The sequence below is a fragment of the Nibribacter koreensis genome (assembly GCF_039541795.1).
GTDB classification, from domain to species: domain Bacteria; phylum Bacteroidota; class Bacteroidia; order Cytophagales; family Hymenobacteraceae; genus Nibribacter; species Nibribacter koreensis.
The window spans coordinates 496,141-520,173 of record NZ_BAABGX010000002.1 but is presented as its reverse complement, the minus strand read 5'-3'; the positions used below and the strand labels follow the sequence as shown (position 1 = coordinate 520,173).

Below are 24,033 nucleotides of genomic sequence, written 5' to 3'. Positions count from 1 at the left end.
CCTTGCCACAGGTGGCTTTTTCTATGTCTAGCCTTTGACAGTCAGTAGAGTAAGTTTGTAAGAAGCAGGCAAATTGAAAGGCGGCAGTCATTGTACTAAACTGCTAAATGCGTATCTTACCTAGCTGAGGAGAGTGGTAATCTATTCTATGAGAAAGAAGTACGCGCGTTTAAAACATATATCTATAGGGCTAGGCATTATTAGCAGTCTGTTGCTGCAGGCAGGAACCGCTTTGGCGCAACGTAGCGGCCAAGCCAATGCGTCTGAGGGTGCAAAACTGGCACCGGCCTTCAAGACAGCCAATCGTGAGCAGCTTTTTCCAAAAGTAAGAGTGCAGGTACAGGACATGGGCGCTTTCCAGAAATGGCTTAAGCAGAATGTCCCATATGCCTCTTCATATCCTGTTGCTGGTGTTGCGTCAGTGGTGTTGGTATCTGGGCTGGGGCAGGGAGACGGCCAAAAACTAGCGCAATGTCCATGGGTGACCTTTGTAGACGTGCCTGACAGAAAACCCAGAGAAGAAGCCTATCTACAGAACGCAGACCTGCGGGTGAACCGGATAGACGCACTTCATCTGGCGTTTCCAGAAATACACGGCAAAGGCTTGACGGTATCTGTAAAAGAACAGCCGTTTGACAGCCTGGACATTGACCTAAAAACGAGAGTGATATCCTCTAGTGCCTTCAGTCAGGCCACTACACCGCATGCCACCGCTATGGCCACCTTGATTGCCGGCGCTGGTAACTCTTCTGCTACCTCTAAAGGCGTAGCCTGGCAAAGCAGGATGACCGCCGCCAACTTTTCAAATCTGTTGCCAGACAATGCAGACGTCCTAAAAGCGCAAGGGGTAACCGTGCAAAACCATTCCTACGGGGTGGGCGTTGAGAATTATTACGGCCTGGAGAGCCAGGCCTATGACCAGCAGAGCAGGCAGTTGCCCACCTTGGTGCATGTCTTCTCCTCGGGTAATTCTGGCACGCAGGCAGCCAGTGCAGGACCTTATGAGAAAATCAATGGGTTTGCCAACCTAACCGGGCAGTTCAAGGTCTCTAAAAACACCTTGAGCGTGGGTGCTATTGACACGTCTGGGCAGGTAAGTATTCTCAGCTCAAAAGGCCCCACCTATGACGGTCGCATCAAGCCAGAGGTAGTCGCCTTCGGTGAAGCCGGAACCTCAGAAGCCGCCGCGGTGGTGTCTGGGATTGCCTTGGCGGTGCAAGATGCCCATCGTAAAAAGAATGGCGGTGCTTTACCTACTTCAGACTTGGTGAAGGCGGCCATCATCAACGCGGCAGATGACAAAGGGCGCGCCCACGTGGACTACGCCGCTGGTTTTGGCAATGCAGATGCCTTAGGTGCAGTTCAGTCCATCCTAGAAGGAAGGTACGCCCAAGGAGGAGTAGCGCAAGGTGCCACCCGGTCCATTAAGGTTACGGTACCCGCAGGCACGGCCAATGTAAAAGTGACCCTGGTGTGGTTAGATAGAGAAGGAGAACCCAATGCTAGCAAAGCCTTAGTGAACGACCTGGATCTGGTGTTGAAATCAGCTTCGGGGCAGGAGTGGCTGCCCTGGGGGGTAAGCACGTTTGCGCACAAAGATTCTTTGCTGGCGCCCGCCCGAAGAAAAGCAGACCACCTCAACAACGTAGAACAGGTGACGGTGGCCAACCCGGCAGCCGGCGAGTATGAAGTGTTAGTGAATGGCCATCAGGTACAAGGTTCTCAGGCCTATAGTTTAGTATATGAGTTTGAGAAAGCATTTGCCTGGTCATACCCTTTCATCAGCAGTCATCTGGAAGCTGGCCAGAAATCACGCCTAAGATGGATTACCCCGGTCAAAGACAGAAGCATGGGCACACTTGAATTTAGATACGCCACCCCTGGTGCTTCTTGGCAAGCCCTAAACGGTGCCGTTGATTTGAACAAGGAGGCCGTTGACCTCCTAATGCCTGACACTACAGCCCTGGCTGAACTAAGAATGGTAGTGGGCAGCGAGGTGTATGAGACGGGTGCTTTTGTCATTAGCCCCACCCTTAATTTAAAAGTAGGTTATCAATGTGAGGACGAGGTAATGTTGTACTGGCCCAAGGCACCGGGAGCCCAGCAGTATCAGGTTTACCAGGTAGGAAGCCAGTTTCTAGAGCCAGTGGCGCAGACCCAAGACACCGTTTGGGTCTTTAAGAAAAGCCAGCAACCAGCCTTGCACTACGCCGTGGCACCAATGGTGCAAGGGAAAGCAGGGCAAAGGAGCCTCACCCAGAATTACAGCCAGCAGGGCGTGGGATGTTACGTGAGAAATTTTATTCCCAAGTACTTTGTCACGGATACCGTTCTGCTTGATTTACAGATAAGCACTACCTATGGATTATCTGCTTTGTACCTAGAGAAGAAGATAAACGGCGAATATAAGACGGTCCAACCTATCACCTTGGGGCAAAGCACAAATTTTGACTTGCAGGACCTGACGCCCGTCTCTGGTTGGAATGAATACCGCATCAAATTGGTCACCAAGACCGGAGGCGTTTTTTACAGCCAGGTAGAGGGACTCTTTTACACGCCAGAGCGGTATATACAAGTGTATCCTACTCCAGCCTTAGCGGGCGCTGATCTGAACATTATCACCCAGGATGATGCCACCAGCCAAATCTTGCTCTATGACCAAACGGGCAGGTTGATTAGAGAATACGCTCAGGACGGTTCAATAAAAATCATTGAAACCAAAGGTCTAAGGCCCGGCGCATATTTTGTAAAGGTGATTTCATCTAAAGGCATTAGCACGCAAACTAAGGTCATCCTTCTCTAAAGGTATTTACGCGTATAAGACTAAGGCCCGTTTTTGGGCTGTTTTGCAGAAAACAGCCCAAAAACGGGCCTTAGTCTTTCATATCATTTTCCCTTACCATTGCTCAACTAGCTAGCAGTTTCAGACTATCCAAAACCTGTACTGGCTGTATCTGGGCACATTCCTCTTAAAGATCTGCCCTTAAGTGAGCCATTTTATAGAGCTACGTGTATTCGTTTTCTAACCCATCCATGGAGGAGTAGGTGTAGTTTATAAGGTACAATCATCAGGTTGGCTGGGCAGCTGGCTATGGTACTGATTAGCAAGGGCAGGTATGATGTCTAGAAAGCAGAAAAGGCCCCCAGTTTCCTGGAGGCCTTTCTTATTAGGGGTGTAAGACGAGCTAAAAACTAGTATAAGTAGTTAAGAGCAGTTACGTCGTTAGAGTTGAACGGACGGTTCTGACCAGATCCAATACAAGCCAACATCCAAGAAGTAGCATCAGCAGTTGTTGGAGTACCTGGGATGTGGATAGCACCTACCGTAGAAGCACCTTCATTGGTGTAAGAACCACCGCAAGAGTAAGAACGGTCCATGTAATCCGTGTGACGGAAACCGATGCAGTGACCAATCTCGTGTGCCAAGATAGTAGTGAACCAAGCTTGGTTAGGGTTAGTACCAATGTAACGAGTGGCAATTTTGATGTTGTTATGAGGATCGCCTGCTGCAGTTGGGAAACCAGCTGAAGCCAAATACTGAGCAGACTTAGGAGCCGCTTGTAGGTAGATGTTTCCGCCAGAAGCCACGCGGCTCATAGTGATCAACAAGCCTTGCGCGTTAAAACGAGCAATAGCAGCATCAAGCGCCGTTACATACGTAGCTGGTAAAGTAGGGTCAATTGACAAGGTGATGTTACGGCCAGTACCGGCGTTTACCAGGTTAGTGGTACGGTATTGCTCTGTCTCACCAACGCGCAAGAATTTGTGGTCATGCTTGGCGTTCAATTGAGCCTCTGTTAAAAGGATATCACCTTCTACCAGATAACCACCTTCTACTGCCTGTACATCTGTAGTTCCAAAGCCCATTTCATAGATTTTAGCCAACGTTTCTTTTGAAACTGAGGCTTTTTCTACTACTGCTTCTTCGTCTTGAGAGCAAGAAGAGAAACCAAGAACTAAGGCTACGGCAGCCAGTTTAAGAGTGTGTGTTAATTTCATAATGAGTTTTGTTAGAGAGTTGTTTGAAAAAGTTTGTTTGTAAGGTTTTTTGAAAGGATTTGTGTGTAATACTGTGCTTTGTCTAGGGTGCTTTTAACTAATTAAAGGGTGAGAAATAATGTTAATTATATCTTTAAAACGGAGCACTTAATTAACTGATGAAATTCAATTAATTGCCTTTGTTTATATAGTCAATAGGGGAGGCTGTTAAAAGATAAAATAACAGCAGAATTTGCTAGAGACAACTGTGTACGATGCCTCTTTTAAAAGGATGCACGCTTTTTAAAATAAATGATTATTTTTTTTATTAGAGCCGCTAAATTTAGGCAATAAAATACCTGTGCAAGTTTTTTAATAAACCCGCTCTGGTATTTTATTGCCTATAAGGTTGGTTTAAGCTTTTAGAATTAAAAGCCTAATTGCGCCAATAAATCTGTGCTAATTAGTACAGGTAATTAAGGGCTGTGCGGTCGTTGGTATTGAACGGACGGTTCTGACCGGTTCCAATACAAGCCAGCATCCAAGAAGTGGCATCAAACGAAGTTGGCGTACCTGGGATGTGGATAGCACCTACCGTAGAAGCTCCTTCATTGGTATATGCACCGCCGCAAGAGTAAGAACGGTCCATGTAGTCTGTGTGACGGAAACCAATGGTGTGGCCAATCTCATGCGCCAGGATAGTAGCCAGGTAGTTAGTGCCTGGGTTGGTACCCATGTAGTCAGAGTTCACTTTTACGCTGTTGTACGGGTTGCCGCCAGAAGGGAAACCAGCTGAAGCCAGGTAAGAAGAACCGGTTGGTGCCTTAGATATCAAGATGTTGTAGCTTGAAGACACTCTCCGGAATTTGATCAGTAAGTTCTCAGCGTTGAAACGGCGAATAGCCTCATCTAGCGCAGTAACATAAGAACTTGGCAAAGAAGTGGTGATGGCAACATTGATGGTGCGGCCGCTTCCTACGCTCACCAGGTTAGTAGTACGGTATTGCTCCGTGTCTCCAACGCGTAAGAAGTTTCCGTTTTGTTTGGTATTCAGTTGCTCGTCGGTCAACAAGATGTCACCTTCTACCAAGTAACCGCCGTCAACGGCTTTTACATCTGTAGTGCCAAAACCCATTTCATAGATTTTAGCTAGGGTCTCTTTAGAAACTGAGGCTTTTTCTGCTACCTCTTCTTCATTTGTTGAACATGCTGTGTTACCCAATACCAGGGCGACAGCGGCAAGCTTGAACGCGTAATGTAGTTTCATGTTTGTTAGGGGTTTGTTGAAAGATGTTCCTATGTTATGGATTAAAAAATGCATTGTCAAATTTTTTTTAAAATAAATTACAAAAACCGCGTCTGCATTAAAATTTAAATGGTGTGCATAAATGAGAGATGTCTCTGGTCTTAATAAATTTCTTTAAAATAATTTATGTAGTAACATATAAATTCAAAAGAGACTTCCTTTAAAATGGTGAGTAGCCAACTTGGTAAAAGTGCTTTGGCGCTCAATTTAATTTTTAATTTATGTTACGATTAGGGTAAATGTTTCCTTGTTTTAAATAGCGTATTTTAAAATGGGAATAAGTGATAGAAAGTAAAAAGACTTATTTAGGAGTAGATGGTAATTCAAATGATTTATAAAACAGAAAGGCCACCTATTAGTAGGTGGCCTTTCTGTTTTATATGGTATAAAAACCGGGTACGTATTTCTAGTTAGAATTTCTTAATCATACAACCGGTGGGTCTTCTTTCTGTAGTAGTAATGGTGCGGCCTGCCAATACCGCATCTAGTGCATTTTTTAAATAATGCTCTTTGGCCAAGGTTTCTACCTGGGGGTTGTCATCAATGGCTCCTTTGTACCTAAGATAAAAACCGTCTGCACTGCTCTGTAATAAAAACACTTCTGGTGTCTTAACGGCTCCAAACTGTTTGCTCACCTTCTGCTGGTAGTCCAGTAGGTAGGTCATGTCAGAAATGCTGGTGTCTATCTTGTCTGCCATGGTCTTAATGGTGTCTCCGCCTTCTTCCAGGCCAATGGCCGGGTTCACAAAGAGAAAGCGCACGCCCCTGTCTGCATAAGTAGTAGCCAGCGTCTGCAGACGGCCGTCATATAGTTTGGCATACGGACAATTCTTGCTGGTAAAAACCACCACCACGGCCTTGGAGTCTTTAAACTGCCCCAAAGACATTTGTTGGTCCTGGGTGTTCTTCAGGGTAAAGTCAGCTACCTTGGTGCCAACCTTATAGCCTCCCTGGGCAAATGCCAGGCTGCTGGTTAAAAACAACCCGAAGGCTAGGATATATAATCGTTTCATGTTCTGCTCTGCGTTAGTATTCTATAAAGTGGACAGCGGGGCTGCCACATAAGTAAGCACAAACTCTTTTGCTATCTGGTACTGCACGGTGTACGTGAAGGTTTGCGCTGGGCTTACCACTTTGCCAATAAATGTCCCGGCACCTCTTTTTAAAAAATCCTCTACCAACAGCTGTTTTCTAAAATCCAGTTCCCGTTGGGCGTACACTTTATATAAGGTCTCCTTGGCGCTCCAGTACAGGTGCATCTTCTCTTCATCATCCTGTACGTCCATCAGCTCCTGCTCATTCAAGAACCGCTGGATGGCCCGTTGCACCTTAAGGCCTTTTAATTCAATATCTATGCCAACTTGGTGGGTAGCAGAAATCACAGCTGCCGCCCATCTGCCCGAGTGTGTAATGGAAACGTGCACGTCTGCCCCTTCTATATACGGCTGGCCGGTTTCCTGTTTCTGTAGAACTGCCGTAGGATAGTTTAGCTTCTCCAATAAGAGGTACACCAGCAACCTGGAGGCCAGCCATTCCCGGCGGCGCGCCTCTGCTTTGAAAAATGGCAGTTCCTTGGCGGGACGCAGGCTCAGTAATTGAAAGGTCAGCTCCTCTACGTCTTCCTGTATCTGCCAGATGCCCAGCACGGTGTTTTCATCTAAGGTATGGACATGGTGCAGGGGCATACGGCAAGGTTGAGAAAGAAAGTGGTTTTTGGGCTGTTTTTGGTAAATTTAGCCAAAAATAGCATTCATCGTTTTTACAGGTTGTACATGGCTAGTCCGTTTCAGGTTCAGAAGATTGCCACCCTCACCGGGCACCGTGACTGCGTGTATACCGTTGAGCGGGGCGCGCAGACCAACCAGTTCTTCTCCTCGGGGGCAGACGGCATGGTTGCGCAGTGGGACCTCACCCAACCAGACACCGCCCAATTGGTGGCCAAGGTGAGTAGCTCAGTCTACGCATTAAAGTATTTGCCTGAGCAGAACTGGCTGTTGATTGGGCACAATCAGAACAGTCTGGAGGTGCTGGATTTAGCCCAGAAAGCCATCCAGAAAACCATTCCCCTGCCGCAGGCCGCCATCTTTGACATTCAGGTGCATGCAACGCAGCCGCTAGCTTATATAGGCTTAGGAAACGGGATGTTGCTCTTGCTAGACCTGGAAAAGCTGCAAGTAGTCAAATCCGTGCAACTCTCTGAGAAGAGCGTTAGGTCTATCGCCGTTCACCCGGCAGGGCAGGAGATAGCCGTGGGCCTGAGCGACCATAGAATTTTAATCCTGGACGCGCAGACGCTGACCGTGAAGCAGGCGTTAGAAAGTCATACTGGTTCTGTGTTCACGGTGGCCTATACGCCTACCGGAGAATACCTGATTAGCGGTAGCAGAGACGCGCATTTAAAAACGTGGAAGGCTACTGAAAACTACAGTGAGCACACCAGCATCATTGCGCATCTCTTTACCATCAACCACATCACGTTCCATCCCAACGGCCGCTTGTTTGCCACCTGCAGCATGGACAAGTCGGTTAAGATTTGGGATGCCGAGACGTTTAAACTATTGAAAGTGATTGACAAAGCCCGCCACGCCGGCCACGGGACCTCGGTCAACAAATTGTTTTGGTCGGGTCACTGGAATCAGTTAGTTTCGTGTAGCGATGACCGCAGTATTTCGGTTTGGGCCTTAACATTGAAGGAAATATGAAGATTACACCGTTAGAAATAAGACAGAAAACGTTTGAGAAAGCGTTTAGAGGGTTGGACAAGGATGAGGTTCAGGCGTTTTTATTGACGCTTTCGCAACAGTGGGAAAAACTTCAGGACGAGAACAAGGACCTAAAGATGAAGCTGGAAGTGACGGGCCGCGAAGTGCAGAAAATGCGCGAGGTGGAGTCATCGCTGTACAAGACCCTAAAGACCGCCGAGGATACCAGCAACAGCATGGTGGAGCAGGCCTCTAAGGCCGCCGACCTGCAAGTGCGTGAGGCTCAGTTAAAAGCAGACCAACTGCTGGAAGCCGCCCGCCAGAAAGCCCGCTCTGTGGTGGAGAACGCCTACCAGCAGGCAGACAAAACTATTGCCGACATGCAAGCCGAGGTGAAGAACCTGGAGCAGGACTACCTGCGTCTGGAAGATTACCTGGAAGGCATGGTGCGCGACCTGCAGAACATGGCCGCCGACGCCCTGGAAAAAGTTGAGAAGACCAAATCTAAACCTAAAGCCGCCATAGGAAGTATCTTATCTAGAGCCGCGCAGGCAAAAGCGCAGCGCCCTAGCCAAGATAATGATACGTTTATGAACGCCTTAGCAACTCCTATCATAGAGACAGCCGCGCCAAGCGCCCTTCCTGCCTCAGCATTCACAGACCAACCAATGGCCCAGCAGATTGGCGGCGGCGGCGGAAGCCGTGAGTCCATCCCGGCCACACCGGGTACGTTCCCAACGCCGCACATGCCAGACCCGGCGCCAGACGTGCACCCAAGAACGCCTGAGATTGTGCCGCCCACGCCGCACGTGCCGTCTACGCCCTCGCCTAGACCAGAGATTGAAGAGCCAAAGCCAAGCACCGTGCCATCGCCTACGCCTCCGCCTATTGAGGAGCCAAAGCCAGAGCGTGAGCACCCACTGCCAGAAAAACCAGAAGTACAGCCACCTATGACCACGCAGGCCAAACCCGCCCCAGCGGTAGCCGCCGGTGGTGGTTCTTTCTTTGACGACATCGCGTAAGCATACATATGGGGCAAGTGGCATTGGAAGGCATGGAGTTCTTTGCCTTTCATGGATTCTCTGACGAAGAGCAGAAGATAGGAAACCGCTACGGCGTGGACATCTCCATTGAGACAGATCTGCAAGCCGCGGCAATTTCTGACAACCTGCAAGACACCGTAGATTATGGAATTCTGTACCAACTGGTGCAACAGGAGATGGCCACCCCGGCCCGTCTGCTGGAGCACGTGGGCCACAGAATCATGGAACGCGTCTTCCAGGAGTTTCCGTTTGTAGACCTGGCCCAAGTAAGCGTCTCCAAGTTCAATCCACCCTTGGGCGGCATCTGCCACAAGTCTAAGGTGACCTTGCAACGAAAGAGAGATTAGACAAGCCGTTTTTGGCCTCTTTCCCAGAAAACAGCCCAAAAACGATTTTATACCAGAGAAGCCTTCTTAGTCACAACTAAGAAGGCTTCTGCATTTTATAGTAAAGTAGTAGTTTGACGTTCAGGTTTTAAAACTGATTAGATGTTGGTCTGGGGAATTGTAAAAGAACTCGATAATCGACAAGCTGTGAGACCTAATTGCCTCTGCTCAAAAGACCTCGTAGTGTCCGGCAGGACCTGTGAGCGTCTGCGCCAATGCCATTTCATTTGCAGATTCTACCCTTAAGGATTACCCAAACGAGCGTCTCTGAGCCAAGGGCGTTTCCAGCCGCAGATTCCCCCCTTGAGGGGGGCAAAGGGGGGTGTTTACATTACTAGACCTAGCTGTTCGGGATTTGCAATCCCGAACTACTTGGAAGCGGATTTGCAATCCGCCTGCCACAAACCACAACCCGCAATTCGTAGGGGATTGCAAATCCCCCTTTCGGTGCTTCCGGATTGCAAATCCGGAAGAGCTTGGTTGAAAGCCCCTCTCATCAGGGAGAGGGGTTGGGGGGGGATTGGCCATGCGTCAGAGACAAGCCGATGCCGGGTCTCTACAAACAAACACGCATATCGCCCCCTTTGAAGTCGAAGATCCCGGACTCGTTGCAGGAGGGGTAGGGGGATGATGACGCATTTAGAGCCTAGCCAGCACTAAACGGCAATGCGTGTCTTTTTCGCGGTGCCCGCGAGGGTAGTCCGGAGACTACCCGGCATCCGTGGTCACGAGTCTAGAGATTCGCGCCAGTGAGAAATAGCTTCCAACGCCAACCCCCTCATCCTAACCTTCTCCCTCAGGGAGAAGGGACTGCGCTTCAATCGTTTTTGACCTGTTTTCTGGGAAATAGGCCAAAAACGGGAAGGCCGCTCTTAGACTAGAGCGGCCTTCTTTTATTAATATGCAATGGCACTTCGGCACATTAGCAAATCAGCACATTAAGGAATTAGCACCTTGAAACACTAATCTCTGCCTCTGCCCCGGCCGTTGCCTCTGCCTCGCTTGTCTAGTTCCTCTTCCAGGTCTCTTTGCCAGTCGCGGTCCTTGTTTTTCTTCTTGTCCTTGCGTTTGAAGAGGTCTTTTAATTTGCGGCCTCCTTTCTTGAAGATGTCTTCAATGCCGCGGTCTTCCTCCTCATACACGGGCTCTACGGGCACGGGCGGTTGGAACGGCGGACAATTCAGGTACATGGCATAGTGAGCAGGCAATGCCGGGAAACGGCTGTTGGCTAACCTTCTAAAGTCTCTTTCTTTGGTGAGCCGCTGGAAGAAGCCTGCCCAGATAGGCAAGGCCGTGTTGGAGCCGCCACCCAATTCTAAATCCCTGAACCGGATGCGCTGGTCCTGTCCGCCCACCCAGGCGCCGGCCACCAGGTCTGGCGTGAAGGCTACAAACCAGCCATCAGCGTGGGATTGGGTGGTACCGGTCTTGCCGGCTATGTCCATTTGCAAGTTGTATTCACTGCGCAGCCTGCGGCCGGTGCCGTCATTAATGACGCTTTCCAGCATGGGGCGCATAAGGGCCGTGGTTTGGCTGGAGAGTACTTTGGGGCCTAGCCCATCTTGGTTGGTCTGGTCTAAGAGTACGCGTCCGTTTCGGTCTTCAATGCGCAACAAATAGCGTGGTTTTACCTGGTAACCACCATTGGCGAAGGAGGCATAGGCGGCCACCATTTCATATAAGCTGGCATCTGCGGTGCCCAAGGCCAGAGCTGGCGTAGAAGGCATTTCGCTTTGCAAGCCCAAATTCTTGGCCACTTTGATGACATCCGGAAGGCCTACTTGCAAGGCCGCATTCACCGCCACCGTGTTCACAGACTTAGCCAGGGCGCCCTGCATGGAATAGGCGCCACCGTACACCTCGTCAGAATTACGCGGAGACCAGTTCTCATATTCTGGGAACACGCGCCGGTCATTGGGGAAATAGGAGCACGGCGAGATGCCGCGTTCCATAGCCGCCGCAAATACGAAGGGTTTAAAGGTAGAACCTGCCTGGCGTTTGGCGCGCACGTGGTCATACTTAAAGAAGGTGTGGTTGATGCCACCCACCCAGGCGCGTACATAGCCCGTCCTTGGTTCCATGGCCAGAAACCCGGCGTTTAAGTAGCGCATGTAATGCCTGATGGAATCCATAGGCGAGAGGGTGCGGGTTTGCTCACCGCTCCATCTGAATAGGCGCATGGGCACCGGCGTGTTGAAGATTTCGTCAATCTCGCGTTCAGACTTGCCTTGCGCCACCAATCGCTTATAATGCAGAGAGCGTTCTTTGGCGTTTTTGAGGATGGCAGGTTGACCGGTCCAGGGCGCTTTCTTGCCCCAGTGTTTGTCAAAGGATACTTGCAGGTCATACATGCGGCGCTTAAGAGCCGTCTCTGCGGCGCGCTGGGCGCGGCTGTCCAGAGTGGTATAAATCTTAAGGCCGTCTGTGTACAGGTTGTAGTTGCCGCCGTCTGGTTTCTCTTGCAGGGCCGCCCATTTGGTGAGCTCCTCCCGCAGGTGCTCTCTAAAATAGGTAGCCAGGCCGCTGTTATGGGAGTACAGGTTATAGTCCAGCTTGAGCGGTTTGCCTTGCAGCACGGTTTTCTGGTCCTGCGTCAAATAGCCGTATTTGGTCATCTGGGCCAACACTACATTGCGGCGCTGTTTTGACCGGTCTGGATTGGTGCGAGGGTTGTAGGTGGTGGTGGCTTTGAGCATGCCAATGAGCGTGGCGGCTTCTTCGGTCTTCAAAGAATCTGCAGATGTATTAAAGAACCGCCGCGCCGCCGACTCAATGCCGTACACATTGCCGCCCATAGGCACTGTATTCAAGTACAGCTCCAGGATCTCCTGTTTGTTATAGACGGCCTCCAAGCGCTTGGCCAGAATCATCTCGCGCATCTTGTTCACAGGCATAGATAAAAATCCTATGCTTTTGCGCGGATACAGGTTTTTAGCCAACTGCTGACTGATGGTGCTTCCGCCGCCGGAGCTTTCTTCTTGTAAGAGCAAAGTCTTGAAAAACACCCGAGCCAGGCTGCGGTTGTCTACGCCGTCATGCTCATAGAAACGGGCGTCCTCGGTGGCAATGAGGGCCTGGATGACGGGTTCGGCTATCTGGTCATACTTTATGTTGGTGCGGTCTTGGATAAAATACCGGCCCATGAGCACGCCGTCTGCGGTGTAGACCTCTGAGGGCATGTTGTTCTGCACTTCTTTGAGTTGGCGCTTGGTGGGCAACCAGCCAAACACCCCGAAGTACACCGACAGGTAAAACAAAAACAACAGCAGAAGCACGTACAGAAATGCTTTTGCCAGCAGGCGCAGCCAGCCTTGCGGCGTTAAAGATTGCCAGTATTGTTTGGTAAGCTTAGGAGCGTGGCGGTGTCTCCAGCGTTTCCAGCGGGTATTGATCCAGTCAGAGAAACTCCCGAAGTAGGTATTGAAAAAGGGCATGCCGTAAGAACGTAGAAACCAGAGATAAGGCTATGCTTACCCCTTAGTTACTTTTTTTGTTACAGCTTTTTGTAATGAATAGTGACCAATGAATAATGATTAATAATAATGGTGGCTAAGCGGTTGAGCGAGCCGTTTTTGGGCTATTTTCTGAAAAATAAGCCAAAAACGGTTGAAATGAGGATTCGCCACATTCAGCGCAGATTCTCCCCTCAAGGGGAGAATCGCCACTTAATAAAATAAATAAAGGTTCGCAGAAGTATACTCATTGAATTTCATTTTTGACCTATTTTCCAGAAAAATGCCCATAAACGGCTATTTATTTAAAAACCTATAGAAGAACCAGCCACCAAGTGCATATAAGAAAGCATCTACTATGTCTGCGGTATACCTGGGCATAAACAAAGGGAAGAAGACTTCAAACGCCAGGGCATAATACACTACGGCAATGCCCACTTGGTACGATGTGAGCCGAAACAATGGCCCCTTAAAAAAGCGCAGGATGAACAGCGTGACGGTTAAGATAAGAGGGAGGCAGAGCAGGTCGTCCAAGTAAAACTGCATCCAGTCGGGTCTGGGTATTTCTAGCCAGACCAGAACCCTATGACCAGCATATACAAGTGCCAACACCCAGAAGAGAGGACTAAGGGTGTGCCACCTTATCCTGCCAAGAGCGCGATGAGCCATAAGATAAAGGAAAGAATGGCCATGAACATAAGCTGGAAGCCCTGCACTATGCGTTTCCAGAACCTGGTGAAGGCAGAGTCTGTAGGCAGGATTTCAATGAGAGCGATGTTGATTTTCTTGCTCTCTTCTTCCTCCCGCTCATCTTGCGCCAGAAGCCTTTGATGAGCTTTGGGGTCTAACAACTCATGGCAATGCTCGCAACGGTCAGTGACTTGGTGGTGCCAGGCAGACCATTGCTGACAATGCGGACATTTCTTGGTGGCGTTCATAGGCAATGGCGGCTCCTTGGGTAGTGTTTTCAAAAAAGCCTTTAGCGGTGGTCAAGTTACAACCCAATTCTTGATTGGCCTGGTCGCTCTAGAAAATAACGCTCTACAGTCATTTTCTATTTTACGGGAAGCCGCTTATGGGAACAGGCGTCTTTTGCTATCTTTGCCAAAACCTGCCCTGCCGTGTATAAACAACTCATCCGTCCGCTCCTTTTCAAGTTTGACCCAGAAGAAGTCCATTCGTTTACCAATTCTGCCGTCAAAAGCGCGTTTCATCTGCCTCTGGCCAAGTCCATCACCAAGAGCCTTTTTCAGGTAAAAGATCCAAGACTAGAGCGCAAGGTCTTCGGGCTCACGTTTCCCAATCCCGTGGGGTTGGCCGCGGGCTTTGACAAGGACGCCAAGATGATTGACGAGTTCTCAGAACTGGGCTTCGGGTTCATTGAAATTGGCACGCTCACGCCCAAGGCACAGGAAGGCAATCCCAAACCGCGCCTGTTCAGGTTGCCGCAGGACGGCGCCATCATCAACCGCATGGGCTTTAACAACCACGGCGTAGACGCGGCGGTAGAACGGCTCAAAACCCGCAAAAGCAACATCATTATTGGCGGCAACATTGGCAAGAACAAAGTCACGCCCAATGAGCAGGCTCTGCAGGATTATCTATATTGCTTTGACGCCCTGTATGACGTGGTGGATTACTTTGTGGTCAATGTAAGCTCGCCTAATACGCCAGACCTGCGCGCGCTACAGGAGAAAGAACCATTGCTAGACCTGTTAGCCAATCTGCAGAACCGCAACCAAGGCAAAGCCAAGCCCAAGCCGCTCCTGCTCAAGATTGCCCCAGACCTTAACCACGCGCAGCTGGATGACATTGTAGAGATTGCGGTGCAAACCAACCTAGCCGGTATCATTGCCACCAACACCACCATTAGCAGAGCCGGCTTAAGAACATCTTCCCAACAGATAGAAGCCATGGGAATGGGTGGTTTGAGCGGCAGACCTTTAAGAGACGCCTCTACCCAAGTCTTAAAGTATCTGCGCCAGAATCTTCCGGAAGAGATAAGGCTGGTAGGCGTGGGCGGCATCATGACCCCAGAAGACGCGCTGGAGAAACTAGCCGCCGGTGCTGACCTGGTGCAATTGTACACTGGTTTTATCTATGAAGGCCCTAGTCTCATTAAACATATTAATAAGCGAATATTGAGCTAGTTAGCCGATTTCTCTGAGCAAACAGCTTTAAATTCTTCAGGCGTTATTGAACGGAAAAGTGTAGATTTGAGGTTTGGAGACATCATGGCTACGAACACATATAAACGCGAAGTAGGGACTGGTCCGCGGCCTAAAAACATGCCGAGGAGCCAGAATGAGCCGAAAGGAAAGACAGAAGCGCGGGCTCCCAAAGAACCCAAACCTAAGCGGACCTTCACAGCCCCTAAAGTTTCTTTTACCTTCTTTAAAGACAGACGCCTGCAGTTATTTGTAGGCTTCTTCTTCCTGCTTTCTAGTCTGTACCTCACCATTGCCTTTGTGTCTTACCTGTTCACGGGCACGGCAGACCAGAGCGTGGTAGAGTCTGTGACCGTTGACGCCGTGAAAGAGGCGGGTCTGGAATCTGAGAACTGGCTGGGCTTGTTCGGGGCCTGGGTATCTGACTACTTCATTAACCGCTGGTTTGGGGTAGCCTCCTTCTTTTTTATCCCCATCATCTTCTACATAGGCTACAAGATTGTCTTTAGACGCACTACTATCACGCTCTCCTCAGTAGTCACGCTTTGTTTGTTTGGCTTGCTGTGGGGAAGTATCTCTGCCGGCTATGTGGTCCTGACCAGCGGACTGGCCAGTGGCTATAGTTTCTTGAGCGGGGCCATTGGCTATGAAACTGCCTTGTGGCTGGAGAGCCTGTTGCGCTGGGGAACCGGTTTGCTGTTGGCCTTCGCACTGATTGCCTTTGTGATGTTCTTCTTCAACATTACCACGCTCAACCGTCCTAAACCAGTAGTAGCCACTGCCGGGCCAGAAGGAAACACCTACCGCGCCGACTATCCGGCTGAGTCTGGGGTGTATGCCTCACCGTCCATGGCCATGAACCACCTCACCAATCCGTCAGGCAGCATTGAGCAAGAAGAGGACGAGGAGGAGGATGTAGTGTATCCAGCGCCGTTTGCCCTCCAAGACCAGCAAGGAGAAGACTTCTTTAACGAAGACCAAAACGATGGTGACTATAACGAAGACGAGGAAGAGCCAGAAGAAGACCTGTTTGCTGTCAATGACCTGCCGTTGACTTCCCGTTCAACACCAGCTCCAACATCAGTTCCGCTTGCCCTAGAGGTGGAAGATGATTTTGAAGATGAACCGTTTGAGGACGAGGCTGAATTTGAAGAAGAGCCCGAACTGGACTTGGACATTGCGCCTATTCCCGCGCACGCCGAGGTAGAAGCGGTGACCAGTGAAAACTATGACCCAACCTTAGATCTACCCCGCTACCAATACCCGCACATTGACTTGCTCACAGACTACGGCACAGCCAAAGTATCTGTAAGCAAAGAAGAACTAGAGGCCAACAAAGACCGCATTGTTGAGACGCTGGGCAACTACAACATTGGCATTGCCAGCATCAAAGCCACCATCGGGCCCACGGTGACCTTGTATGAGATTGTGCCGGACGCGGGCGTGCGCATCTCCAAGATCAAGAGTCTGGAAGATGATATCGCGTTGAGCTTGGCCGCACTAGGGATTCGTATCATTGCGCCTATTCCGGGCAAAGGCACCATTGGTATTGAGGTTCCCAACAAGAAGAAGGAGATGGTCTCCATCAAATCCATCTTGAGCACCGAGAAGTTCATGAAGAGCGAGATGGAACTGCCCATCGCCTTCGGGAAGACCATCACCAATGAAGTCTTCATCACCGATTTGGCCAAAATGCCTCACTTGCTCATGGCCGGTGCCACGGGTCAGGGTAAGTCGGTTGGTCTGAACGCTATCTTGACTTCGCTCTTATATAAGCGCCATCCATCGCAGTTGAAATTTGTGCTGGTGGATCCTAAAAAAGTGGAGCTTTCCCTGTTCAACAAGATTGAGCGCCATTTCCTGGCCAAGCTACCAGACACCGACGAGGCCATCATCACCGATACCAAGAAGGTGGTGAACACGCTCAACTCTTTGTGTATGGAAATGGACCAGCGCTATGATTTACTCAAAGACGCCGGCTGCCGTAATCTGAAAGAATACAACCTCAAGTTTGTAGAGCGCCGCTTGAACCCTAAGAAAGGGCACAAATTCATGCCATATATTGTTCTGGTAATTGATGAGTTGGCAGATTTGATGATGACGGCCGGTAAAGAGGTAGAAACGCCCATTGCCCGTTTGGCGCAGTTGGCCCGTGCCATTGGTATCCATTTGGTGGTCGCTACGCAGCGTCCGTCGGTTAATGTGATTACGGGTATCATCAAAGCGAACTTTCCTGCCCGAATTTCCTTTAAGGTAACATCCAAGATTGACTCCCGCACCATTCTGGACACCGGCGGGGCAGACCAGCTTATTGGCCAGGGTGACATGCTGTTCTCTCTGGGCTCAGACCTCATCCGGGTACAGTGTGCGTTCGTAGATACGCCAGAGGTAGACAGGATCTGTGATTTCATTGGCGAACAGCAAGGGTACTCAGACGCGTATCTGTTGCCTGAGTTTGTGGGTGATGAAAGCGGCAATGAGAAAGCAGACTTTGACCCGAGCAACAAAGACGTCATGTTTGAAGAGGCGGCCCGCATTGTGGTGACCCATCAGCAGGGAAGCACCTCTTTGTTGCAGCGCAGATTAAAGTTGGGCTATAACCGTGCCGGTCGTTTAATTGATCAATTAGAGGCCGCCGGCGTAGTGGGGCCGTTTGAGGGAAGTAAGGCCCGCGAAGTTTTAATTCCAGATGAATACAGTTTGGAACAGTTATTGAATACACTGGATCGTAACTAAATCAGTAGATCCAATTTTTACTAAATACACTCTTATGAAACGATTCTTTTCTTTCCTGATCGCTCTGATGACGGTAGCCCAGATCGCCAGCGCGCAGAAAGACCCAAAAGCTGAGCAGATTTTGGACGCCATGAGCAAGAAATACCAAGCCATGAACGCCTTCAAAGCCTCTTTTTCCCAGACCTTAGAAAGCCAGAATGCCAAGGTGAAGGAAACCATCAACGGTGACATCACGGTGTCCGGAAATAAGTTTAGACTGGCTGTTGCCGGACAGGAGATCATCAACAACGGTACCACCATCTGGACGTTCATGAAAAAAGAGAACGAAGTGAACATCTCTGACAATGATCCAGACGAGCAGGAGCTGACGCCCAACCAAATCTACACGCTGTACAAAAAAGGCTACAAGTACAACTACAGCGGCGAGCAGAAAATGGGCGGTGAGACCGTGCACGTGATTGATTTGACCCCAGAGGATAAAACCAACCAAGTGTTCAAAGTGCGCATGTTCATCAATAAGAAGGACAACGCCATCAAGTCTTGGCAGATGTTCCGGAAGAACGGAAACCGTTATGTGTATTCCATCAAGAAATTTACACCTAACCCAGTGCTGCCGGCCAACCATTTCGCCTTTGACAAAGCCAAATACAAAGGCGTGAAAGTGGTAGACTTGCGGTAATCTTAGGATGTAAGACATAAGACACAAGATTCAAGATGTTCGTAAAAGGCTCCTGCTGCAAAGCGGGAGCCTTTTCGTTTTTAGGCTATTTTCAACAAAACAAGCCAAAAACGGTTAGATTTGTGCACCACAACCTAGTCACCATTCCCATGACCAGACAACAGCTTTTTGAGCAAATCCAGCGCAAGCGTTCCTACCTCTGCATTGGCCTGGACACAGACCTGAAGAAGATTCCGCAGCACTTGCTGCAGCACGAGGATCCCATCTTTGAGTTCAACCGCCAGATCATTGAAGCCACCTCTGACCTTTGCGTGGCGTACAAGCCTAATATAGCGTTCTATGAAGCGCACGGCCCCAAAGGCTGGGTGAGCTTGCAGAAGACCTTAGAAGCGATTCCAGAAGACGTGTTCTCCATTGCCGATGCCAAGCGCGGGGACATTGGCAACACCTCAGAGCTGTACGCCCGCGCTTTTTTTGAGCAGATGCATTTTGACTCCATCACCGTGGCACCGTACATGGGAGCAGACTCTGTGACGCCGTTTCTGCAGTTCCCAGATAAATGGGTGATTCTGCTGGCCCTCACGTCCAATGAAGGCAGTAAGGATTTTCAGTTCTCCAGCGTAGTGGCCCAAGGGGAGGAACATTTTCTGTTTGAGAAGGTCTTGCTCAGAAGCCAGGAGTGGGGCACGCCAGAAAATATGATGTACGTGGTAGGTGCCACCCGGTGTGATTACATAGAGCGCGTGCGCGAGATTGCCCCAGACAATTTCTTATTAGTCCCGGGTGTAGGCGCCCAAGGCGGAAGCTTAGCAGAAATCTCCAAATATGGCATGAACAGCCACTGCGGGTTATTGGTCAATTCTTCCCGCCAAATCATTTACGCTTCTCAGGGCGAGGACTTCGCGGAGAAAGCCCGGACCGCTGCGTTAGCTGTGCAACAAGAAATGGATAGATATCTAAACGAATACATCCCTAGCTAGTCGTTTTTGCCCTGATTTCTGGAAAACAGGCCAAAAACGGGAACAGCCTTTCATCTTTTCTTGCCGTATGAGCTAAGGAAATGTGAAAGGCTGTTCCCGTTTTATGAAAGAGGACTTTTTGCACTACGTCTGGCGCCATCAATACTTCAACAAAGAACAGCTGCGCACCACTACCGGCGAAGAGGTAACCATTCTGCATCCCGGCTTTTACAACCGCTCAGACGCCGGCCCCGATTTCTCCTCCGCCAGAATCAAGTTAGGCGAAACGGAATGGGTAGGCAGTGTAGAGATTCACCTTTCCTCCTCAGACTGGCGCCGGCACCATCACCAACGAGATGCCAAATACAACCAGGTAGTGTTGCACGTAGTCTGGCAAGAGGATGAAGTAGCTTTACGCGAAGAAGGAACCTCCATGCCCACGCTGGAATTGCAAGGCCGGGTGCAACTGCCTTTGCAGGCCCAGTACCAGGAACTCCTCTGGAGCCAGGCCGTCATTCCCTGTGCCCCGCAAGCCCATCTCATAGACCCTATTTACAAAGCCTCCATGCTAGATAAGACCCTGCTGGAAAGGCTGCAGATCAAAGCAGACCTAGTGGTAGAGCGTATGGCGCAAAGCAAGCAGAACTGGGAGAGTACCGTGTACCAGACCATGGCGGCGGGCTTTGGGTTTAAAGTGAACCAGGATGGGTTTCTGTTCCTCACGCAGGTACTGCCTTGGACACTGATTCAGCGTTATCAAAAAAAGCCAAGCCAGTTGGAAGCGCTAGTGTTTGGGCAAGCAGGTTTGCTTTCTGACATCAACAGCCCAGATGAATATGCGGTGCAACTGGCCAAGGAGCATCAATACCTAAGCCATAAACATTCCTTAGAGGAACCTTTGACGACCAAGGCCTGGAATATGCTCAGGTTGCGGCCAGCTAATTTTCCGGGCATCCGGTTGGGACAGTTTCTGGCGGTGTTGCTAGCGCATGAGCACCTGTGGTCTACCTTAGTGGCTTGTACTACCGCAAAAGAATTTGAGGAGTTCTTCCGGCAGAGCCCGCCTTCATATTGGCAACAGCATTACGCACCCGGCAAGAAAAGCAAGCAGACATTTTCAAGGGTAGGCGAAGAAAGCATTCAAAACCTGCTCATCAATGTAGTAGCGCCTTTGTATATTGCCTACAGCCGAAGAACCGGTGACTACCTGTACCAGGACAAAGCCATCAGTCTGTTAGAGCAAATACCCAAAGAAAACAACAAGATTACCAGGCTTTACTCCAGTTTAGGTTTCCAGCACAAATCGGCCGCCGACTCCCAGGCCTTGATTGGGTTGTACCAACGGTACTGCCAACCCAAGAAATGTTTAAATTGCGTGGTCGGGCACCGCCTGATGAAGCAACACCTAACCCGCCCCTGAATGCTTTCATCCTGGCTGCATCTGCCACCGCTTTTTTTTCTAGTGTTTCTCTTGTGGCGCTTCCACCAGGGAAAGGCGCACGGTTTTCTTTTTTGGGCTGGGCTGGCGGTAAAGGTAGTGGCTGGACTGGCGCTGGGGTATGTATATAAAGAAATACTAGGCGGCGGAGATACCTGGTCTTATCATGAGATAACGCTAAATGTTTTACAAGAAACTACTCAAAGTCCTCATGACTATATCAGGTTCATCTTTCAAAACCAGGTAGGTGATTCATTAGAGATTTTCAGGGAAGACTCTAATTCTTTCTTTTTTGTCAAGCTGTTAAGTTTTCTATACTTGCTCACGGATAATTCTTACTGGTGGAGCAGCGTCTATTTATCTCTGTTCAGCTTCTGGGGCTGCTGGTATTTGTTTCTAAGAATTGAAGAACGATTCCAGGATTTCAGAATACCTGCATTTATAGCATTTCTGTTTTTCCCGTCCATTGTTTTCTGGACCAGCGGGGTGAGCAAGGACAGTCTGGTAATGGGCGCCATGTGCTTTTTGTTTGGTTTTACGGTACAGTTGATTAATGCTCAGGGCGTCAAGGAAAAACTGTATTACGGACTGCTGTTTGCACTGGCATCCTGGCTCTTCTGGAAGGTGAAATTCTTTTTAGCAGTGCCGGCTATCGTGTTTCTGCTGGCCTATTTGTTAGTAGAATTTTTAGCGAACCGATTTGAAGTGCTAAACTCTTTATTAAGAAAGGCAATGCTGTGGGTGGGAATGATGGTGCTGGGAGCAGTTGGTGCTTACTTTTTGCAATCTGATTTTACGCCAGACGACCTGGGTTTTCACGTCATGCTGAACTACAGTAAAATTTCAGCCAAAACCTCCCCAGACCTTCCGCAAATAGTATTTCCCCATCTAAATGCTTCTTTCACCTCCATTCTTTGGCATGCGCCGCAAGCGGTGGTGCAGATGCTGGTTCGTCCGTTTATCTGGGAATCGGCGCCTTTGTTCTATAAACTGATTGCGGTTGAGAACCTGGTCATTCTTTTCATAATTCTAATGGCGCTGGTAGAAATCATCAAGAATAGAAAGATGAAACCACTCCCAGCCTTCTGGTGGGTATTGTTGTGTTTCTTCTTAACAGGTGCGGTTTTGGTAGCGCTCCCTACACCCAATTTTGGATCATTGAACCGATACCGTGCACCATTGTTGGCAATTTTCCTGGCCATTGCGTTAGCGCAGGGACCTTGGCAACGCTGGTGGCACCGCCTGACCAAAGGCAGTAAAAGCGCTTAATTTTTCTTTGCGTATTTTTGCATAAATATTTCAATTTGATACCATGCAGAATCCTGTAATAATATTAGGTGCCCAGGAGTTGGGCATCGCCGCGCTAGATACTTTCCAGAGTAACGATGTAGTGGTGTATTGCTTTTTAGATGACAAAGTGGCCCTGCAACAGCAAGAGGTGAATGAGATCACGGTCATGGGCAATACCGAGGATGAGAATTTCCTGAAGCTCATTGGCAAGAAGTGCGACGTGTTTGTGGCTGCCGAGGACATGGCCGCCCGCAAGAGCCTGGTGAACATGCTCAAGGAAGACTATAAAGTGGTTCCGGTGAACGGCATCCATAGATTCAGCTACGTGTCTGAGCATGCCTGGCTGGGCCATGGCAACTTGGTGCAGGCCGGTGCCATCGTCAACCCCAACGCCAAGGTTGGTGACAGCTGTGTGATAGGAGCCAGAGCGCTGGTAGATTCTAACGCTGTTATAGAAGACCACGTGCAACTAGGCGCCGGGGCCATCATTAACGCAGGTGTGACCGTAGCCGAAGGTGCCTTCATAGGAACTGGAGCCGTGATTGTCTCTGGCGTGAAGATTGGCAAGAACGCCCGCGTAGGGGCCGGGGCTGTGGTAGTGGCAGACGTAGCCGCCAAACAAACCGTCTTCGGAAATCCTGCAAAAGCTGTTTAAAAAGACATAAGACGCAAGACAAAAGATTCAAGACCTATGAAATCTTAGATTATCAGATTGACTCAAGACTCAGAACTGACGAAGGTCATTTTCCGATTTTGGGCTGTTTTCTGTAAATTTGCACAAAAACAGAAAAGCAGGTGTTGCCAGAAAATAGCACATCAGCACATTAATTCATTATCACATTAACTACACTTAGTCTGAAACTAAGCTCGTATGAAAAAGTACAGTATCCTTCTTTATTACCACTACACTAAGATTGAAGACCCAGAGCTGTTCCGTGAGGAGCACCATCTGCTTTGTTTAAAGCTTAACCTGCTGGGCCGCATCATCGTTGCGCCAGAGGGTTTGAACGGCACCGTTTCTGGTCTGGTAGAAGACTGCGAAGCCTACATGGCCGCCGTGAAAGCCGATCCACGGTTTGCCGGCATTGACTTTAAGGTGGACTATTCTGAGGAGCATGCCTTCACCAAACTGCACGTGCGCCATAAGCCCGAGATTGTACACGCGGGCCTGAGGAACATCGATCCCACCGAACGGACGGGCGTGCACCTGTCGCCACAGGAGTTCAGGGACATGAAGGACCAGGAAGACGTGGTGGTGTTGGACGTGCGCTCAGACTATGAGTACAGCATGGGCAAGTTCAAGAACGCCGTTACGCTAGACATTGAGAACTTCCGGGAGTTCCCAGAGAAGGTTGATGAGCTGAAGGAGAAGTACGAGGGCAAGAAAATCCTGACTTACTGTACCGGCGGTATTAAATGCGAGAAAGCCAGCGCCTTCTTACTGGAGAGTGGTTTTGAGAACGTGTACCAATTGCACGGCGGCATCATTAAGTATGGCATGGAAGCTGGCGGCGAGGACTTTGAAGGCAAATGCTATGTCTTTGATAACCGCGTGGCCGTGGACGTGAACACGGTCAATCCGGTGGTCATTTCTAAATGTCATGTCTGCGAGACACCTTCTGCTAGAATGGTGAACTGTGCCAACCCGCACTGCAACCTACACGTGCCCATCTGTGAAGCCTGCGGTACTCACATGGATGGCGCCTGCTCTACCACCTGCCAGGAGCACCCCGACAAGCGCCCGTATGATGGCACTGGTTATTACCAAAAAAACACCAACGGCTACAACCCGTACAAAGGCTTGAACCGCCGCAAGACGGAGCAACCTAAGGCCGTGTAAACAATAATAATATTCAAAGAAAAAGCGCCAAATGTTGCTTCTGGGCAATGTTGCTG

Annotated in this window: 19 protein-coding genes; 12 read left to right on the top strand and 7 right to left on the bottom strand. The window is 49.6% G+C overall.

What is annotated here, in order from left to right; genetic code table 11:
• The first annotated feature begins 148 nt into the window (after window positions 1-148).
• Entirely contained in the window at window positions 149-2,803 is a 2,655-nt protein-coding gene (locus ABD880_RS09430; RefSeq protein ID WP_345165020.1) for a S8 family serine peptidase, read from the top strand.
• Window positions 2,804-3,192: 389 nt separating this feature from the next.
• On the opposite strand, the gene ABD880_RS09425 is transcribed toward ABD880_RS09430, so the two are convergent.
• The 4 genes from ABD880_RS09425 to ABD880_RS09410 all read right to left on the bottom strand — a co-directional run bounded on the left by ABD880_RS09425 (window position 3,193) and on the right by ABD880_RS09410 (window position 6,969).
• Window positions 3,193-3,999: a M57 family metalloprotease gene (locus tag ABD880_RS09425; protein ID WP_345165017.1), complete on the bottom strand. Its 807-nt coding sequence runs from the start codon at window positions 3,997-3,999 to the stop codon at window positions 3,193-3,195.
• Between the two features lie 442 nt (window positions 4,000-4,441).
• Window positions 4,442-5,245 (bottom strand): M57 family metalloprotease, encoded by an 804-nt coding sequence (locus tag ABD880_RS09420; protein WP_345165015.1) that lies wholly within the window; start codon window positions 5,243-5,245, stop codon window positions 4,442-4,444.
• 449 nt (window positions 5,246-5,694) lie between these two features.
• Window positions 5,695-6,297, bottom strand: a complete 603-nt coding sequence (locus ABD880_RS09415; RefSeq protein WP_345165012.1) for a redoxin domain-containing protein — start codon at window positions 6,295-6,297, stop codon at window positions 5,695-5,697.
• 21 nt (window positions 6,298-6,318) lie between these two features.
• Window positions 6,319-6,969: a 4'-phosphopantetheinyl transferase superfamily protein gene (locus tag ABD880_RS09410; protein WP_345165010.1), complete on the bottom strand. Its 651-nt coding sequence runs from the start codon at window positions 6,967-6,969 to the stop codon at window positions 6,319-6,321.
• A gap of 87 nt (window positions 6,970-7,056) precedes the next feature.
• Here ABD880_RS09410 and ABD880_RS09405 point away from each other — a divergent pair, with 87 nt between their 5' ends.
• The 3 genes from ABD880_RS09405 to folB are packed head-to-tail and all read left to right on the top strand — an operon-like array spanning window position 7,057 to window position 9,376.
• Complete coding sequence (locus tag ABD880_RS09405) at window positions 7,057-7,986, top strand: WD40 repeat domain-containing protein (RefSeq protein WP_345165008.1); 930 nt, start codon at window positions 7,057-7,059, stop codon at window positions 7,984-7,986.
• A complete protein-coding gene (locus ABD880_RS09400; RefSeq protein WP_345165006.1) occupies window positions 7,983-9,008 on the top strand; it encodes a DivIVA domain-containing protein in 1,026 nt (341 codons plus the stop codon). Before ABD880_RS09405 ends, ABD880_RS09400 begins: the two co-directional genes overlap by 4 nt.
• 8 nt (window positions 9,009-9,016) lie before the next feature.
• On the top strand, window positions 9,017-9,376 hold the full coding sequence (folB, locus tag ABD880_RS09395) for a dihydroneopterin aldolase (RefSeq protein WP_345165003.1): 360 nt from the start codon (window positions 9,017-9,019) through the stop codon (window positions 9,374-9,376).
• A gap of 1,001 nt (window positions 9,377-10,377) precedes the next feature.
• Here folB and ABD880_RS09390 read toward each other — a convergent pair.
• The 3 genes from ABD880_RS09390 to ABD880_RS09380 all read right to left on the bottom strand — a co-directional run bounded on the left by ABD880_RS09390 (window position 10,378) and on the right by ABD880_RS09380 (window position 13,838).
• Complete coding sequence (locus ABD880_RS09390; protein ID WP_345165000.1) at window positions 10,378-12,849, bottom strand: penicillin-binding protein 1A; 2,472 nt, start codon at window positions 12,847-12,849, stop codon at window positions 10,378-10,380.
• A 315-nt stretch (window positions 12,850-13,164) separates the two neighbouring features.
• Window positions 13,165-13,413, bottom strand: coding sequence for a magnesium citrate secondary transporter (locus ABD880_RS09385; protein WP_345164998.1), 249 nt, complete (start codon window positions 13,411-13,413; stop codon window positions 13,165-13,167).
• A gap of 95 nt (window positions 13,414-13,508) precedes the next feature.
• A complete protein-coding gene (locus tag ABD880_RS09380; RefSeq protein ID WP_345164995.1) occupies window positions 13,509-13,838 on the bottom strand; it encodes a hypothetical protein in 330 nt (109 codons plus the stop codon).
• 150 nt (window positions 13,839-13,988) lie between these two features.
• Here ABD880_RS09380 and ABD880_RS09375 point away from each other — a divergent pair, with 150 nt between their 5' ends.
• From ABD880_RS09375 to trhO, 8 genes are all read left to right on the top strand, one after another.
• Window positions 13,989-15,017 (top strand): quinone-dependent dihydroorotate dehydrogenase, encoded by a 1,029-nt coding sequence (locus tag ABD880_RS09375; RefSeq protein ID WP_345164993.1) that lies wholly within the window; start codon window positions 13,989-13,991, stop codon window positions 15,015-15,017.
• A gap of 84 nt (window positions 15,018-15,101) precedes the next feature.
• Window positions 15,102-17,771 carry an FtsK/SpoIIIE family DNA translocase gene (locus ABD880_RS09370; RefSeq protein ID WP_345164991.1) on the top strand — a complete coding sequence of 890 codons (2,670 nt, stop codon included), beginning with the start codon at window positions 15,102-15,104 and terminating at the stop codon, window positions 17,769-17,771.
• A 34-nt stretch (window positions 17,772-17,805) separates the two neighbouring features.
• Window positions 17,806-18,450 carry an outer membrane lipoprotein periplasmic chaperone LolA1 gene (gene lolA1, locus ABD880_RS09365; protein WP_345164988.1) on the top strand — a complete coding sequence of 215 codons (645 nt, stop codon included), beginning with the start codon at window positions 17,806-17,808 and terminating at the stop codon, window positions 18,448-18,450.
• 149 nt (window positions 18,451-18,599) lie between these two features.
• The gene (pyrF, locus tag ABD880_RS09360; protein ID WP_345168060.1) at window positions 18,600-19,430 is read left to right on the top strand and encodes an orotidine-5'-phosphate decarboxylase; all 831 of its coding nucleotides are present in this window, start codon (window positions 18,600-18,602) and stop codon (window positions 19,428-19,430) included.
• Between the two features lie 103 nt (window positions 19,431-19,533).
• Window positions 19,534-20,829, top strand: coding sequence for a DUF2851 family protein (locus tag ABD880_RS09355; protein ID WP_345164986.1), 1,296 nt, complete (start codon window positions 19,534-19,536; stop codon window positions 20,827-20,829).
• Window positions 20,830-22,116 carry a hypothetical protein gene (locus ABD880_RS09350; RefSeq protein ID WP_345164983.1) on the top strand — a complete coding sequence of 429 codons (1,287 nt, stop codon included), beginning with the start codon at window positions 20,830-20,832 and terminating at the stop codon, window positions 22,114-22,116.
• Between the two features lie 43 nt (window positions 22,117-22,159).
• Window positions 22,160-22,792: a NeuD/PglB/VioB family sugar acetyltransferase gene (locus tag ABD880_RS09345; protein WP_345164980.1), complete on the top strand. Its 633-nt coding sequence runs from the start codon at window positions 22,160-22,162 to the stop codon at window positions 22,790-22,792.
• Between the two features lie 216 nt (window positions 22,793-23,008).
• A complete protein-coding gene (gene trhO / locus ABD880_RS09340) occupies window positions 23,009-23,977 on the top strand; it encodes an oxygen-dependent tRNA uridine(34) hydroxylase TrhO (RefSeq protein ID WP_345164978.1) in 969 nt (322 codons plus the stop codon).
• The last annotated feature ends 56 nt before the right edge of the window (window positions 23,978-24,033 follow it).